Annotated in this window: 16 protein-coding genes and 1 pseudogene; 8 read left to right on the top strand and 9 right to left on the bottom strand. The window is 39.5% G+C overall.

All coding sequences use genetic code 11. The features are described 5' to 3' along the window. Positions 1 to 79: 79 nt before the first annotated feature. The 5 genes from ABIB50_RS16145 to ABIB50_RS16165 form a co-directional block, all read right to left on the bottom strand. Entirely contained in the window at positions 80 to 967 is an 888-nt protein-coding gene (locus ABIB50_RS16145; protein ID WP_429381245.1) for a helix-turn-helix domain-containing protein, read from the bottom strand. 286 nt (positions 968 to 1,253) lie between these two features. Continuing rightward, positions 1,254 to 1,700, bottom strand: a complete 447-nt coding sequence (locus ABIB50_RS16150) for a DUF2147 domain-containing protein (protein ID WP_429381247.1) — start codon at positions 1,698 to 1,700, stop codon at positions 1,254 to 1,256. A gap of 124 nt (positions 1,701 to 1,824) precedes the next feature. Further along, positions 1,825 to 2,628 carry a helix-turn-helix domain-containing protein gene (locus tag ABIB50_RS16155; RefSeq protein ID WP_429381249.1) on the bottom strand — a complete coding sequence of 268 codons (804 nt, stop codon included), beginning with the start codon at positions 2,626 to 2,628 and terminating at the stop codon, positions 1,825 to 1,827. Then, on the bottom strand, positions 2,625 to 3,662 hold the full coding sequence (locus ABIB50_RS16160; RefSeq protein ID WP_429381251.1) for an SDR family oxidoreductase: 1,038 nt from the start codon (positions 3,660 to 3,662) through the stop codon (positions 2,625 to 2,627). The genes ABIB50_RS16155 and ABIB50_RS16160 overlap by 4 nt, the downstream gene beginning before the upstream one ends. Before the next feature lie 767 nt (positions 3,663 to 4,429). Continuing rightward, positions 4,430 to 5,215 carry a PhzF family phenazine biosynthesis protein gene (locus tag ABIB50_RS16165; RefSeq protein ID WP_354432516.1) on the bottom strand — a complete coding sequence of 262 codons (786 nt, stop codon included), beginning with the start codon at positions 5,213 to 5,215 and terminating at the stop codon, positions 4,430 to 4,432. A gap of 707 nt (positions 5,216 to 5,922) precedes the next feature. Between ABIB50_RS16165 and ABIB50_RS16170 the strand changes: the two are divergent. The 7 genes and pseudogenes from ABIB50_RS16170 (at position 5,923) to ABIB50_RS16200 (ending at position 10,724) form a co-directional block, all read left to right on the top strand. Next, positions 5,923 to 6,639 (top strand): annotated as a pseudogene (locus ABIB50_RS16170) (SDR family oxidoreductase). Between the two features lie 30 nt (positions 6,640 to 6,669). Next, on the top strand, positions 6,670 to 7,572 hold the full coding sequence (locus ABIB50_RS16175; protein WP_429381254.1) for a helix-turn-helix domain-containing protein: 903 nt from the start codon (positions 6,670 to 6,672) through the stop codon (positions 7,570 to 7,572). Positions 7,573 to 7,686: 114 nt separating this feature from the next. After that, complete coding sequence (locus ABIB50_RS16180) at positions 7,687 to 8,643, top strand: NADP-dependent oxidoreductase (RefSeq protein WP_429381256.1); 957 nt, start codon at positions 7,687 to 7,689, stop codon at positions 8,641 to 8,643. A 38-nt stretch (positions 8,644 to 8,681) separates the two neighbouring features. Further along, positions 8,682 to 9,140: an ester cyclase gene (locus ABIB50_RS16185; protein ID WP_429381258.1), complete on the top strand. Its 459-nt coding sequence runs from the start codon at positions 8,682 to 8,684 to the stop codon at positions 9,138 to 9,140. 19 nt (positions 9,141 to 9,159) lie between these two features. Beyond that, positions 9,160 to 9,909: an SDR family oxidoreductase gene (locus tag ABIB50_RS16190; protein WP_429381260.1), complete on the top strand. Its 750-nt coding sequence runs from the start codon at positions 9,160 to 9,162 to the stop codon at positions 9,907 to 9,909. A 542-nt stretch (positions 9,910 to 10,451) separates the two neighbouring features. Then, complete coding sequence (locus ABIB50_RS16195; protein ID WP_429381262.1) at positions 10,452 to 10,598, top strand: hypothetical protein; 147 nt, start codon at positions 10,452 to 10,454, stop codon at positions 10,596 to 10,598. Positions 10,599 to 10,613: 15 nt separating this feature from the next. Further along, on the top strand, positions 10,614 to 10,724 hold the full coding sequence (locus ABIB50_RS16200; protein WP_429381546.1) for a DUF3861 family protein: 111 nt from the start codon (positions 10,614 to 10,616) through the stop codon (positions 10,722 to 10,724). A gap of 244 nt (positions 10,725 to 10,968) precedes the next feature. Here the strand turns inward: ABIB50_RS16200 and ABIB50_RS16205 are convergent, their stop codons facing one another. Beyond that, positions 10,969 to 11,163 (bottom strand): hypothetical protein, encoded by a 195-nt coding sequence (locus ABIB50_RS16205; RefSeq protein WP_429381552.1) that lies wholly within the window; start codon positions 11,161 to 11,163, stop codon positions 10,969 to 10,971. Between ABIB50_RS16205 and ABIB50_RS16210 the strand changes: the two genes are divergently transcribed. Beyond that, on the top strand, positions 11,162 to 13,465 hold the full coding sequence (locus ABIB50_RS16210; protein ID WP_429381548.1) for an outer membrane beta-barrel protein: 2,304 nt from the start codon (positions 11,162 to 11,164) through the stop codon (positions 13,463 to 13,465). The genes ABIB50_RS16205 and ABIB50_RS16210 overlap by 2 nt on opposite strands. Before the next feature lie 721 nt (positions 13,466 to 14,186). Here the strand turns inward: ABIB50_RS16210 and ABIB50_RS16215 are convergent. From ABIB50_RS16215 to ABIB50_RS16225, 3 genes are all read right to left on the bottom strand, one after another. Then, entirely contained in the window at positions 14,187 to 14,915 is a 729-nt protein-coding gene (locus ABIB50_RS16215) for an SDR family oxidoreductase (RefSeq protein WP_429381264.1), read from the bottom strand. An 82-nt stretch (positions 14,916 to 14,997) separates the two neighbouring features. Continuing rightward, the gene (locus ABIB50_RS16220; protein ID WP_429381266.1) at positions 14,998 to 15,864 is read right to left on the bottom strand and encodes a helix-turn-helix domain-containing protein; all 867 of its coding nucleotides are present in this window, start codon (positions 15,862 to 15,864) and stop codon (positions 14,998 to 15,000) included. A gap of 492 nt (positions 15,865 to 16,356) precedes the next feature. Next, positions 16,357 to 16,698, bottom strand: a complete 342-nt coding sequence (locus ABIB50_RS16225; protein ID WP_354432525.1) for an EthD domain-containing protein — start codon at positions 16,696 to 16,698, stop codon at positions 16,357 to 16,359. Positions 16,699 to 16,740 lie beyond the last annotated feature (42 nt).

A 16,740-nucleotide genomic window follows, 5' to 3' on the forward strand; every position in this document is an offset into this window, starting at 1 on the left:
TTTCTATTGATTTGATGAAACAAAAATCGTACTAACAGCTAAGCTGAAAAAGGTAAGTATCGTCCGAAAGATGGTAAAATTAAGCCGTGGTTGTAAACAAAAGAAAGGTGTTTCTGAAAACTGCGGGGGTTTGACCCGAATGCTTTTTAAAAAACTTGTTAAAATTGGTTGTTTCGTCAAAGCCGAGATAAAGGCTGATCGTTTTGATAGGAATCTCCGTATGCACCAGCAGGCGTTTAGCTTCCAACTGCACACGTTCATCAATCAATTGTTTAGGCGTTTTACCCAGCATTAAATGCGTTATATTATTGAGAACCTTGGTCGAAATAAACAGTTTGTCTGCATAAAAGCTAAGTCCTTTTTCGTTCCTGAAATGCTCTTCGAGCAGGTTATTAAAATTAATTAAGGATTCAAAATTCGCACCCTCCATCCTGATACCTTTTCCTTGTTTTAGTTTTTCTCTTTCTGCCCGAAGCAAAAAGCTGTGCAAGTATTTTCGTAACAAAGCCGCATGGAACGGATCAAACGGATGTTGCTCCTCAGTCTGCATCCATTGCCATAAGGTGCGTAATTCCTGAGTTAGAACAATAGGGATCGGGGCTTCGTCACCTACGAAACTATTGAACAGCTGGCTACTTCGCAGGAAACGGTAATCATGTTCATTTTCGCAAAAAAAAGTATCGGTGAAAAGCAATGTACTCGATTGGAAAGTGTTTTGCAGATCAAAAAACTGTACGGCATCTTTGCGGACAAATAGAAAAGAATCGACAGGCGGCTTAACTGGGTGGAAATCAACGGTGTGAACCGGATTACCGTTTTTAAACCACAATATCAGGTAAAAAGAAGCCCGATGAGGTCTGCGCAAGTTTGGCTTGGTCCGTGCATAATGATCATCTATAGCAATAAACTCAAACCCTAAAGAAATATCCTCCTTAAAATCCAATTGCAGTATATTTTGTTTAGCCATCACTATGACGAATATACAAAATCAACTCTGTTTGTCCCTCCTGCAGAAATCGCGATGATTAAAAAGCGTTGCTTTGCTATCATTTAATTACGCTGGTTGGATGTTTTTTTGTAAAACCCATTGTATTTAAATCAAACCCAAGTGCCTACCAATTTGTCGCCAGCACTTTGCGCAAAAAGAGCAGCAGAACTGAACAATAAAGCTAAAAACAAAACAGTCTTCTTTCATATTATTTATTGGATTAGTTTTAATGATTAATAGACTTATTATTGCCCCTTGATCGTACTTAATTTAATCTTGTCCAGTTAGTTGTCATTCCCAACGCATAAAACTTCCAGTAACCCCTTATTTTTAGTTTACCATCTTTCACTTTCATTTGGCAGTTATAACTCTTTCCACTTCGCGCATCGTACAATTTGCCACCTGTGTATTCTCCATCGTGATAGGTTAGATCTGATAAGATCGTTGTATTTAACAGCGTATGGTTGCGAAGGTTAACGTCAGGGTTTTTTTCATCCTTAGTAAGTGTCTTTCCATCAGCTTGATAAATTTTATTACCCCAGCCCGCCAAGAGCTTGCCATAATATTTTCCCCCTGATTTGTAAATTTCTACTTTAGAATCTTTGCGTTCACTTTGCCAGATACCGATTACGCGATCAGTTTCCGGAGTTTGTAGGTTTGAAATAGTTGCCATAAGTAATTGTACAAGTGATATTAAACTTAAGATTTTCATCGCCGTATATTTTATAAGTCAGTTATTAATGTATGGAGTAAATTGTCATTTTGCAATTAATAACGCAGTCGCATGCTATTTTACTTAAATAATTATCAACCCACCTTTTAGATTTTAGACGGGCTTAATTGCGTTTTTTTATTTGAGCTGCCAGCTCAGTTGGTCTAATTCCAAACAGTTTTTTGAATGCAAATGAAAAGTGCGATAAGTCTTCAAAGCCCAGGTCAAGGTAAATATCAGAAGCTTTTTTATTATTCCTTTCTATCATAAAATATGCTTCTTGCAACCGCTTATTGATTAGCCAGTGACTTGGTGTGTCGTTAAAAATTGTTTTAAAGTCCCTTTTGAAGGCTGATAAACTACGGCCTGTCAAACTTGCAAAACGCTCCAGGCGCACATTGAATTTAAAATGGCGATTCATAAATGCCTCGAGGTTGATTTTTTCAGGGCTGCCATAATCGAAAAATATTCCTGCAAGTTCTGGTTGATTATTTAACAGGATGATTAGAATTTCTTCGTATTTCAAATCTTCAAATGCATCTTCTAATTTTCCCGAACCTTCACGATATATCTCCAGTGAACGAATAAATTCAGGAATGCGTTTAGTCGCGTTAATTTTTATAAAAGTGTTTGCCGAATAAAAATCCGTTCGCTCTGATTTATGCTTATTCTGGAAACTCCTTAAAAAACCTTCTTCGAAACAGAAGATTATCTTTTCAAATTCGGAGCCGATATTTAGGCTACGGTATCGTGCCAGGCGGTTTTTTCGGGCAATACAATATTCGCCTGCTTTGAAAGTATAAGTCTTATTGCCATCATAACATTCCACCGCTCCTTTGGTAACATACAGGAAGATATGATCCGGGATGAATTGTTCCTGCGAAATCACAGGCTCATTAACGGATAAATTTATTCGCACTGCGTTCATTTAATCAATCCAAATTTTACCATACTTTCTACCGATGCCAAAATAGCTGCCTCATTGTTAGCGATAGGCTTCCAACCTAAAACTTTTTTCGCCTTGGCATTGCTTACCCTTCGGTTGATCTTTAAAAGCGCAGCTGCCTGTTTCGCCTGTGGGTTGAATAAAGACGCAATGCTCAATATCCAATTCGGTAAGGTTTTCGACGCTACTTTCGCAGACACACCGGGCATTTTAATTTTTAGCAATTTAGCAATTTCAGGCATTGATATTTCCCCATCTGCTGATGCGATAAAACGTTGTCCGTTTGCATCAGGGTTGGTCATTGCTCGAATATGCAGATCTGCCACATCCCGGATATCAACGATATTTAAGGGGATATTGGGAATGGCTTTCATCGAGCCATCTAATAGAAATTTAAGGATGCCCAGGCTCGGTGATTTTACAGGCCCTAATAAGGGACCGAAAATAGCTACCGGGTTGATGACGGCCAACTCCAAACTGCCGCCTTCTTTTTTAATAAAATCCCAGGCTGCGCGTTCCGCCAGCCCTTTTGATTTTTCATAGGAAGATAAGCCTTTTTCAGCTGGGTCTGTCCAGTTTGCCTCTGTTGTCTCCGTGTCCCGATTTTTATTGCTAAAACCAACCGCGCCAAAGCTGGATGTTAGTATAACTCTTTTAATACCTGCATTTCGCGCAGCTTTCAACACCCGCAGTACGCCATCTACAGCAGGACCGATCATTTCATTTTCGTCTTGTGGTTGATCCGCGTGCGTTGGAGAGGCCACATGCAAAACATATTTACAATCATTCATGGCCTGATCCCAGTTATTGTCCTTTGTAAGGTCAGTTTCAATAAATTCCAAATTTTCAAAAGAAGTTACTCCACCAGTTGTAAGCATTTCGATGACATCTTCCTTTTTATTGAGAGAGCGAAGGGTAGTCTTAACTTTGTAGCCTTTCAGTAATAACTGAAGAATACAATTTACACCAACTGAGCCAGATCCGCCGGTTACTAAAACTATTTCTGAATTTTCCATATTTAAAAATTATTAAACAAAGATGCCTGTTAAATAAAGATTTAGTTAGTTTAAAAAGTCCAAATTTACTGGCTTGAGAAGTCCAATGTAAAAAACAAGCATGGTCAAAAAGAGATAACGATTTATTCAACTTAAGATCTCGCTTATCCATTTTTATTCTTTCGATAAGTGGCCCCTATAGAATATTTTGTTTACTTGCAATAATTCCATATGATTATCGCTTAATTGGCTAGGTCTTAAATGATGAGCGGATATTATATTTGCTTTGGGTACTTTTATAGCATGGGCTTTTTAGAACTTTATTATTCGTACATTATCATTTAAAACAGAGCGCAAGTTTAGGGCATGAAAAAAACAGATGCAGATGAATTATTTATAGCCAACTGGATATCCAGTTTGGGGATTAATAAATAGAATGAAATCTGGATATTTTAATCGCTTTTTCTTAAATTATTAGACAAATCGAGGTTCCTGTTGGAACCATATCGATATATTCAACGTCTTGATCAACCGAAAGCTGTATGCAGAAAGCCAAAAAATAATCGCTAAAACTATGGGGCTCAGAAATTAGTTTTAAATATAATCCCCCTGTTGTATTCTATACAGCTCTTTTTTCTCACTGTCTAATTTCCGAATTACAACGAAATCGAATTAATAAAGTGTGATCTGGAATTATATAATACCTATAATACTGGTTCAAATTCGAAAGGTTTGATTGATACAAATATGCTAAGATGAACCAAGTGACGATGCCTGTCAGTTCTAACTTAAATCCAAAGTCTTCCGCTAGAATAGGTTTTCGCCTTCCCGCCGATCAATACTCTTGAATCCCGATTTTCACAAAGTAATTCGCCCGAACGCTCAGAAATTTGTTTTGCGCTCATTTTTTTTCGTTTCAGCACCTCACTCCAATATGGGATAAGTGAACAATGAGCTGATCCCGTGACGGGATCCTCGAGTATTGATGACTGCGGAGTAAAGTAACGAGAAACAAAATCGCAGAGATCACCTTTTGCTGTAACCACAACACCACCAGGATCAAGGTTTATCCTGTCAAAAAGCTGCCGGTCAATTTTTAAATTTCTGATTTCATCTTCGTTTTTATAAACTAAGATATAATCTCTGGACTTTAACACTGTTGAGGGCTGAATGCTAAGGGCTTCACTAATTATTTCTGGCAGGGAATGTGCAATTGGTTTTCTAGATGGAAAATCCAGCCAATACAAATCACCATCAACACTAACACTTAACGCTCCACTAAGAGTATCAAAAAAAAATTTATCAACTTCCTGTTTTAAAATAGTATTTAGGACATGCGCAACTGCAAGCGTGGCATGTCCGCAAAGATCCATTTCTATTTCAGGAGTGAACCAACGAAGGTGTATATTCCCGCTTCCTTGGACAAAAAACGCAGTCTCAGCAACGGCGTTTTCCCTAGCTATCTTTAATAATAGGTCATTTGGCAACCATTTTGTAAGTGGAACAACGCATGCAGGATTTCCGTGAAAAATTGTATCGGTAAAACTATTGATTTGAAAAAGGTCAAATTGCATGTAACAAAGATAAAATTAATATCAAAACTACACCCGCTCTCTTACATTTTCAAATCCGACTTATATCGATAGTAGACAGAAACTTAAAAGGTATAAAAAGGGGGGAAAGTTATCATTAAAAATCTTTCCCTTTTATTTGCTCATAGAGTAATCAAACCCACGACACTGAAGTGATTTCAAAATCTAAATTTAATTCATAGTCGACTCCGTTATCGCCTCAAAATACTCTAATGCCAACAGTTTCTATTGCTTTTCGTTGCAAACAAAAGAAGTCCGGACATGCCAAATAAGTTCAATAGTGGCTCATAACATTTACAAACTCAAATATTGAGCTTCCCCTTAGTTTAGCAGGGCTAAATTAAATCAAGGGCTTTTAAAATTTCAAACAAATGGTTGGAAAAAAGTCCAATAGAGTTTAGGTATTCTCTAATTTAGGGAGAAATTTAAAACAGAACGCAATTTTTAGAAAACATTTTAGATATAAAATTGATCCAGATTTATTTTCGCGCTTAAAATGCAAATGCAAACACTATTTTGACGAAGTGACTTGTAGTTACACTTTTTGCTTAGAAAAAAGTATTAAAGACTTAGAAAAAAATGCATTTGAATTACACTTAATATTGTTTGATTTAAACCATTTATCAAAGCAGCTTACAGCTAACTTCGTGATTTAAAATTTTGTTAGGCAAGTTTTGAGTGGTAAAGTTGTGCTGATAATAGGTGCGTCCAAAGGTATCGGCGCAGCAACAGCGCTGGAAATGGTAAAGAACGGTGCCTCTGTAATCGTTAACTATAATGGAAGTAAATAGGCAGCGCGGTTGGAAGTTGACAAAATTAAGGCTTCAGGAGGTCATGCGGTTGCAGTTCAGGCAGATATAAGTGATGAACAAAATGTAGCGCGGCTGTTTAATAACGCAATTGCAGAATATGGCAAGGTTGACCTGCTGGTGAATAATGCAGGAATTATCTTCACTAAGCCAATCGAACAGGTTTCTACTAAAAAATTCGACAAAATGTTCAATGTAAATGTTAAGGGTGTGTTCAATACCCTTCATCAGGCTTCAACCCGCTTGGCGGACAATGGAAGCATAATTAATTTATCGTCAACGGTAACCCGAACAATTTCCCCCGGTTATGGACCGTATTATGCTACTAAAGGAGCCGTAGAACGGCTAACGCGTGTTTTTGCCAAGGAAATAGGCAGCCGCGGGATTAACTGCAATGCAGTAACACCGGGACCGACAGAAACCGATTTGTTTTTGGAAGGTAAGTCCCAACAGGACATTGATAGGCTAGCTGCGAGCAATGCCTTTAACCGCCTGGGACGGCCGGAAGATATAGCCAGGGTGATTGTCTACCTTGCCAGCGATGCATCGAAATGGATTTCGGGCCAAATTATTGGCGCCAATGGGGCCATGGCTTAACTACATGGTATACAATTGTTAATTTGCATTATGGAAAAATCAGAATCTCTCGAAGCATTTTATCGTCAAAAAATGGGTATTCTTCCCAGCGACATTTTTCGTAAGACGGGGCATTTCAACGTATTTACCATGGAAGACTATGCGGGTGAACAGCCGGCGTATCCCATGCCTTATAGCCGCAAGGATTACTATAAAATTGCGCTGATCGATGGTGCGCACCAGGTAGAGTATGCAGACCACACTTACCAGGTAAAGAAGAACATGCTGATGTTTGCAAACCCACAAATTCCTTACAACTGGACGCCTGTTTCGGCTAAACCTACAGGCGCTTTTTGTGTATTTACAGAAGATTATATGAAGGGCTTTGGTAATATCAGAGAATATCCGCTCTACCAACCGGGTGGCACACCGATACTTGACATTACAGATGAAGAAGTAATTCAAGTCATGAACTTGTTTAGCAAAATGTTTAGGGAAATCGCTTCTGAATACACTTACAAATATGATGTTCTTCGGAACATGGTATTCGAAATGATCCATGCTGCCCTTAAACTTCGCCCGGCACTTATTGTAGCTGAAACAAATGCCTCTAACGCGGGTCACCGGATTGCATCACTGTTTCACGAACTGGTCGAACGCCAGTTTCCTATTGAATCGTCAGTTCAACAGATACGATTAAAAACACCTGCAGAATTTGCAGACCAGCTTAATGTGCATATCAATCACCTTAACAGGGTACTAAAAGAAGTCACAGGTAAAACTACCTCTCAATTGATTGCCGAACGGATAGGATCGGAAGCCAGGGCCTTACTGAAGCATACCAACTGGAACATTTCTGAAATTGCCTGGTGCCTGGGATTTGAGGACACCTCGAATTTTGTGAAATTTTTTAAAAAAAGCAGCACAACCACCCCACATCAATTCCGTATTTAGGGACATTGGTTAAAATAGCTCATCTTGTTTGATTAACACCATTTTCGGTTTGATTCATCCTTCCGGCGCATTTTAAGTTCCATTAATTTTGTTATTGTAAAAAACAAAGTAATAATGGAGGCATATATTTTAGAAAACAACGGTGGTATCGAAAAGTTAAAAAAAGTCACTTTAACTAAACCCGGTATCAAACCAAATGAGGTCCTGATCAAAACTAAAGCGATTGGTATCAATCCAATTGACATTCAGGTTCGAAACTCTAAAGACATATTAGGCATGATTACCCAGGGTAATATTCCTCAAGAGGTAATCTTAGGTTGGGATATTGCAGGTGTCGTTGAAGAAGCCGGCGAAGATGTTGATGACTTCAAAATTGGAGATGAAGTTTACGGCCTTATCAACATGCCTGGATTGGGTAAAACCTACGCTACCTATGTAGCGGCTGACGCCAGTCAGCTAATGCTCAAACCCTCAGGTTTAAATTTTACCGCTGCTGGCGCAACGCCGATGGCTGCGATGACCGCATGGCAAGCTGTAGTGACGCTTGGACAAATAAAGAAAGGTGATAAAGTGTTGGTACATGCCGCATCGGGTGGTGTAGGGCATTTCGCTGTACAAATTGCTAAATACATGGGCGCCCATGTAATTGGTACCGGCTCTGCCAAAAATGAACATTTTATTCGCGACTTAGGGGTAGATGAATTTATTGATTATACAGCAAAACCCTTTGAGCAGCAAACCCAGGAAATGGATGTGGTAATTGACGCGATTAATTCCGTCGAACATATCCTGCAATCCATCAGTGTTATTAAAAAGGGCGGTCGTTTAGTTTACCTCCAACCGCATTTTCAAAGTGCAATTGAAGCCCAGTTACAGGCAGCAGAAGTTTTCGGACATGGGGTGTTTGTTTATTCATCACGAGAGGTGCTTGGCAAAATAAGCCAGCTTATCAGTGAAGGCTACGTTGTTCCTAAAGTGACTCAAATATTCACCTTCGATGAATTACCTCAAGCGCAAGCAGCGGTAGAAACTGGAAGGGCAACCGGCAAGGTGGCTGTATCCGTAAACTAAACAACATTTAATAATAACCATTTTCAATTCATTACAATATGAAAAACGATCAGAAATCAGACGGCTTGGTAAAAGCCCTTACACCAGGAGAAATTGCTACGGTAAGCGCTTTTTACGGTCTATTCAATAACAGGGACTACAGTATTGCTGACGATATATTTGCGCCGGATTGGCAGGATATCCCACTCGCGCCGGGTCAGCAAGCCGGACCTGAAGGATTTGTGCTTTTAGTAAAAGGATTTACCCAGGCATTTCCAGATATAACCATTAATATTCACGAAATATTCGGTACCCATGAGCGTGCGGGTGTAAGGGCAGAGATGTGTTTTACCCACAGCAGCGAGTTTATGGGTATTGCGCCAACAAATAAAAGGTTGACCATTGCCCTACATGAGTTTCATCATCTCCAGGACGGCAAGGTGACCAAAACCTGGCACCTGGAAGACTGGCTGACGATGCTGTTACAAACCGGTGCATGGCCGGCAAAAGCGGAATAACTTTAAAAAGTTTAATTGTATGTATCCGGAATTAAAAGGAAAAGTGGCGCTTATTACCGGCGCGTCAAAAGGTATAGGCCGAGGAATTGCAGAAAAGCTGGCTTTGGAAGGAATGCAGTTGATATTGAATTATAGTTCGGACGAAACGGCAGCCCGGGAAACTGCCGATTTGATGGAAGGTTATGGCGTTTCTTATCAGATGATCAAAGCTGACGTATCCAAGCCAGAAGCTATTACCGATCTTTTTCAGCAAGCACTCGCGCTTTATGGCTATATTGACATTGTGATAGCCAATGCAGGTATTGAATTAGTAGATAAGCCCTTTATTGAATATACGGTGCAGGATTTTGATAAAGTGTTCGATCTGAATGTCAAAGGAACTTTTTTTGTGATGCAGGAAGCAGCAAAACACGTGGCGGACGGCGGCAGGATCATCCTGATCTCATCCACGCAAAGTTTGAATGCTGAAACGGGTGCCGCTGTATATGCCGCCAGCAAAACAGCCGGTAAGAAGTTTGTAGATATCCTAAGCAAAGAATTAGGGCCGCGCGGCATTACTGTTAATTCGGTGATGCCCGGGGTTATCGACCAGGCTGGGATAATTACAGGGCTTCCCGAAGAATTTAAACAATTGGTTAGAAATAGCTCACCTTTTGGCCGCTTAGGAACGGTGCAGGATATAGGCAAAGTTGTAGCCTTCATGACTTCGGATGAAGCTGCCTATATCAACGGAGATCATATTAAAGCAAATGGCGGATCAAGTTTTTAAAGTTAAATCACGAAGATAAAGTGGATTCTGAATTCGGGGAAGATAGGAATTCCTATAACATTAGATTGAATTACCCAAAGCTAACTATTATCAAACTTTGGGTAATTCATTTCCTTAAATATTAAACATTTGACTATGCCTCTTTTTAAAATTTCATTCATTCTGATGCTTTTCGGAAACCTGCAAGGTTTCGCACGACCACATCAGCAGCAAAAAATAATTATCAGCCCATAGAAAATACAATTGCACGAGCTGCAATTAAGGCCTTGCAAGAGGCGGATGTATCGAAATGGAAGTCGCTTTTTATTGTCGGTGCAAAGTTATAGGATGATGGCAGCCCCCGTGACTTTCAGGATTTTAGTACAAAAGCGATTGGCCACGAGTATTTTCTTTCCCTTGATAAATTTGAAAATTAAGGTACTACGGTATATGGACACTTCCACACCGAGAAATACGGCGATTTTAAAGCACGTTTTAATTTTCACATTAATACAGCAGGTAAGATTGCCGACTCGAAATTTCACAGGTAAAGTACTAAAGCGATGAAAAAGATTTACCAATACTGTCTGGTTCTCTCCTCTATGGAAAATCAACTTAAAAAAATTTTAGTTGTCATAAAAAACCATGATGATAACTTTGAGATTGTACAACTCATCGAAAAAAAACAAATTTTTGATGTACCAGAGTAGGCTCAGGCCTTTGCCATTGGGCTGAAACTGCTCAGCGAAGAAGTGATTATGAAGCGAAATGAACAGTTATTTTCAAACTTATTTACGGCGTTGTCTGGATTCATACAACAGCTTAAGCAATATTAAAAATAGTAATTTAATGATTCGGGGGGTGCATGATGTATCGTAATAATAGGAATTTTCAAAAATGAAATATCTGCGTACAGGCTGAACAAGTTATGCTAGTTCCAGGTATGACGTCCTCCTAGCTATTACTTAACGGGTTATTTAATATTTTTCGACGAATCACCAGTTTTACCTTTGAATGCACATCAACCTACCCTGAATCGCATTCGTCGGCTGATTAGGCCTATTGAGGGTCGATTAAGTATTAGCGGTCGAAATCAAAAAAAACAGTCTCCATAACTGCTTTTATTTGCGGCATGAAATCTATTTTTTTAATAATAATAACACTTACTGCCTTCAGCACAATATCTCCGGCACAGTCGTTAAGCAGCGGAAAAATAACCGGATTTATAGTTGATTCTTTAAGCGCTACACCGATACCCAGTGCAACAGTAGGCATTTATAGGACGGGTGATATGAGGCTAATTGCCGGAGCAAATACAGCTATCGCTGGAACTTTTGTTATTGCGAATTTACCCGCAGGTTCTTTTCGAGCCGTAGTCAGCATTTTAGGTTATAACAGTAAAACAATCGAGCTGATCAATTTAACCGAAAATGCAACAGTATCGTTAGGGACAATCCGCCTCAAGGCAGTTAATACCACTTTGAGCGAGGTCACCATAGTTGCCAAGCTTCCGGTAATTGAAACCAGGATAGATAAGCTAATTTATAATGCGGCGGCGGACGTTACCTCGCAGGGCGGGACAGCACTGGACGCACTCAAAAAGGCACCAATGGTCGCAGTAGATATCGACGGGAATGTAGAATTACAGGGAAACGGGAATATCAGGTTCCTTATCAATGGCAAACCGTCTACCGTATTGGGAAAAAGTATCACGGATGCACTGCAGGGTATCCCTGCCAGCGACATCAAAAATATAGAGATCATTACCAGTCCCGGGGCAAAATACGACGCGGCAGGTACAGCCGGCATAATCAACATCGTGATGAAAGAAAATAAATTGCGCGGCGTTGGCGGAAGTATAAATACATCAGCCGGCACCAGGATTGAAACGATCGCAGCAAACGTCGGAGCCCGGTGGAAAAATGTCGGAGTAAATGCGTTTGTTAACGGGACTTATAAACCTTCAGCGGCAGTCATCAATACTTCAGACCGGCATTCTTTTAATCCGAGCAAAGATACGATAACCGAATTTTTTCAGCAAAGGAGGAGCCCGATCAGACGAGACAGTTATAACATTGGACTTAGCTTCGATTGGTCTCCATCGCCAAAAAATTTGTTTACGGGAAGTATTAGTCAAAGTAAGTTTTCATTTCATGGAACAGGTATTACACCTGGGTTTGAGCACACCTATCTTTCCTCAGGTGCATTATTATCGACTATTTTAAGTACCAGGTACACCACCGGTGTTTCTATTCAAAAAACAGTGGATGTCAACTTATCCTATAAAAGAAAATTTGTTAAAGACGGACATGAACTTGAATTTTCTTATACATCCAGTTCAGGTATGCCATACGATTATTCAGCACAGCTTACCACCTACCCTGACGGGCAATTGAGCGCATTAGGATTAACAGCCATTGTTCCAGGCCGGAATAAAGAACAAGATATTGCGCTTGATTATTCGTTACCAATAAGTAGTGGGTATTCATTGGAAACGGGTGTAAAGGCCGTATTAGAAAATATTTTCAGTAAAGTAACTACGGACAGTTTAAGCAAAGCCGGAACTTATGTGACTGATGCAGGAGCAACCTATCGCTTTAATTTTCGACGGAATATTTACGCAGCCTATTTTTCGGGTTCCTTTTCATTGTTTAAAGATTTTATCAACGGAAAGGCAGGGTTAAGATATGAAACTACCTACAATAGCTCAGATTTTGCGGGCCCGGCAATTCCCAAAGATCAAATCCTGGCACCATCGGTATTGATACAACACAAAATTCGGGAAGGGCAGTCTATGATATTGTCATATACTTACCGCATTGAAAGGCCGGATTACGAAGACCTCAACCCTTTCGTTAACATTATCGATCCGCACAATTTATCTGAAGGTAACCCGCTGTTGAAAACAGAAAAAGGGCATCAGTATAAACTGGCATTTAATGATGCGATAGGAAATTCGGCCAATCTCTCCGTTAGTGTTTACTATAACTATAACAAAGATGACTTGCAACCTTTTATTACTTATTACCCAACGATTATCGTTAACGGTAATAACTACACTGGTGTTTCGCTTTCTAAGCCGGAAAATATAGGTTCACAAGTCGCTTACGGCGCGAATGCTAACGGCTCCTGGTCGATTGGTAGGCTGGATTTACGTAGCGACCTGATGATTAGGTATCTGTCAAACCGGGTTCAGGGGTTCGCCGATGTTAACGGTGTTTCTTACCGGCTAAACCTGAATGCGGACTACAGTATCGGAACGAATTGGATAGCAGAGGGATTTATTAATTACGATTCCAAAAGAACCAATTTTCAAAATACGAGGCCGGGATTCCTGGTCTATACTTTAGCCCTAAAAAAGCAGCTTTTCGCCAAAAAAGTAAATATTGGAATCACTGCCACCGACCCGTTCAATAAATATACTAATCAGCAATCTTCTGCTTACGGTTCGAATTTCTACCAGACGGTTTTCAGGCAGGAACCGAACCGTTCGTTTGGGATCTTTTTAAGTTATAAATTTGGAAATACTACCATAAAAAAAGAAAAAGGTACAGATGTGGCGAGCGGTTCAAACTGATAAACTTTATGAGCTTGTTCTTACAGACTAACATAAAACCCTAAGGTTAAAGCACACCCAAAACAAACTTTAGAAGAGATCAGCTAATTATATCTGTAGATAAAAATACGCAATAGTTCTTACCATAGCTTATTGATGTTAAATCATAAGATCATAGTTAATTCCAACTCTTCCCGGTGCGTCGGGGGGAGTTTTGAAGGTGTAGTTTCGCCACTTCCATTCAAAAAAGTAACCTGAGAAATCGTTGATGTTAATAAATATTAAACGAGGCACAGCGGTCAGGGTACATTTAACTCAGTTTTGGTTGAAGTTATCGACCAAGGCCGAGATAATTACAGGGCTTCACAAAGTCTTTATGAGAGTAGCATACCATTGGCTATATCGGAACAGTGCAGAACATAAGCAAAGGTGTTGCCTTATGGAGTAGGATGAAGCTACCTGTATCAATGAAGGCTATATTAGGGGCGGCGGATCTGTTTTAAAGCAAATCACAAAACACCAAGCATCTCGTCTAAAGATATATTGTAAATCTATTTACTAAAGTTGTTAAATAATTTGCAGTCTTATAGGAAGAAGACGTATAGAAGAAAAGCCTTCAAAATCAGCGACTTTGAAGGCTTCCAATTACCATAAACCTTAATTCTCCTGATTATGGCTAGCACAATAAATTGATAGCGGATTATTGGTTTAAAATCCAAAGATAAATTCATCTTTGTATCTTTTACCATGGACAGCTTGCCGGTTCAGGAAAATATTCTTCACTAATAAATTTTCCTGTCGGTCCATCCCGACCAATTAGAGCGTACTTTGCAATACGTTCCCCTGCTTCCTGTACCGTACTGGTACCTTGATGACCGGTAAAATCGGTTTTTGTATATCCAGGACAAACCATGTTGACTTTAAATGGCAGGTCACGCAGCTCGTAAGCAAGATTAACTGTATACATGTTAAGCGCCGCTTTACTCGATTGATATACCGCCATGTGGTAACTGCCGGCTGGGTCGGCTGCCAGTGAAAGCGAACCCATTGCAGAGCTAACATTTACAATGCGTGGCTCCGGTGATTTTTTTAATAGATCAATAAAAGCCTGTGTAACGCTCACCACGCCAAACACATTGGTTTCATAAACTGTCCTGAATTGTTCAAGTGTTGCATCGAGCGCTGATTGTGGAAATCCTCCCGAAATACCCGCATTATTGATCAGTACGTCCAGGATTTCCGTTTTTTTACTTATTTCAGCGAGAGCATCATTAATCGATTCTTGATCAATAACATCTAATTTTATAGCCTCGACATTTTCGATTCCGCTTGCTTTAAGCTTTTCAATTGCTGCCAAACCGCTTTTCAGGTTACGGCACCCTAAATAAACAAAGAATCCGTTTTGTGCAAGTTGCGTGACTGTTTCTAAGCCAATACCTTTGTTGGCTCCTGTTATTAATGCTTTTTTCATCTGGTAATAGTTTTAAACCTATGGAAACAAATATAGCTGACTGAAGATCATGCGAGGTGGACAAATCATTATAGTTACTGGACTAATCGTGATGATTCGCTAAAAAAGCGCTGATGCTCATACCTGTACGCTTTTTGAATAGCCGTGAAAAATAATCAGGGTCATTAAACCCCAATTCGTAAGCCAGTTGTTTTACAGAAAGTGTGGAATACTGCAACTTCCGTTGCGCTTCCATCATAAGGCGATTGGTCATCCATTCCTTTGGTGAAACGCCTGAAAATTCCTTTACAACACCATAAAGGCTGCTCGTCGTCATAGCCAATTTCGCTGCAATAGTGTGTACATCATATTGCTCAGTCAGATGCGTTTCCACAGCAAGTTTAAAAGCAATGTATTTGGATAATTTAGGATTTGATAGGTTATTACTGTTACGCTGCTCAAAGTAAGCATTGTTAAATTCGGTTAAAAGCGTATTTAAATACGCTAAAATAATTTCCGTATTCTTTGGCTTTCCCGTAGCATGAAGCAGATTAAATAAGTTGAAGCAAACTGACTTAACACGTTCTTTCGCGTCCGGAGTGAACGTGATCGTATTTGAATTTAACGGATTTAAAAGGAATGAAAATGAATTTGGGAGCAACGCCAAAGTATTTTCATCAAAGGCAACTTTATAATTTAGGGTGTGACTATTTTTAAGAGGATTTGAAAATATTTGATTGGGCAAACCAAAAACCAATTGGCTATCTGAGATAGTAATGTCCTGTAGATCTATTTTATAAGTTTCTATTCCATGGTCCAAAAAAATAAAACAATAATGGGCTAGCTTATGTGGCCTAAGCAGTTTCTCTAAAACATCTTGCGGTATATCAATTTTGCAGTTTTCATTTACCATGATCTCCAGTCTATCGTGGTGCTTTATTTTGTTCAGTAATCCTTTAATTTCCTGCATACCCGTCATTTTACCTTAGCAAAGATGAGAAAAAAAGCATGGATTCAGGATTCATGAATTGATCATTCCTTTTAAGTTAGTTAAATTATTTTTTTCAGGTACTGTCGGATACTTCAGTTATTCAATTAAAAAAGTATTCATTTGCAATGTAACTTCGACCTGTTTTTATTCTAAGTTCGAGAAATGTATTACGGCAGGTTTGGATATGATCGATCAAATGAAAGATATTGAAGCAATAGTTATCGATGATAACGACCGGCTTTACACTTCAAAAAATATTAACCTTTCTTAACCCATGTACCAATGCTCGACATCAAAGGACTTTAACTGAAGCTACTGACTAGGATACCATACTTATTAGCCGCATAAGTTAAGTTGCCGTCTGCCGCCGTACCGAAATATCAATTAAGACTATAAAGAACAGGTTTCATTAGAATTTCCATTCCTTATTGCGAAATGCACACAGCGATATCTTTTTTCCCACGGCAAAGCTTAAATTACGAAGTGCTCCGTAGAAACGAGAAAGCTACATTCATGTAGATCGAGAAATTTTGCTTCGTCTGGCCGTATCACTTCCATGTATAGGTCACTTGTAAAAACCTTTCCAATAGATTCCACATCGTCAAACCACAACTCGGTAATTCCGTCGAAAGCGGGTGGTGGTAATCCGGGAATAGCGGCTGGAACAGGGTGGCATTGGACATATTTGCGAACGTGTTGCTTAACTTCCGGAAGGGTTTTAAATAAAGGTGCATGGTTATTTTGATGATAGGCTATAAAGTCTTCCTGACTCATATCCTTTTTCCTGCTGAGCAGAATGGTAAATTTGATCATTCACAAAGATCGCTGCACTCTTTTGATAATAGCATTGACTTG

The sequence above is a fragment of the Mucilaginibacter sp. UYCu711 genome (assembly GCF_050433825.1).
In the GTDB taxonomy this organism is placed as follows: Bacteria; Bacteroidota; Bacteroidia; order Sphingobacteriales; family Sphingobacteriaceae; genus Mucilaginibacter.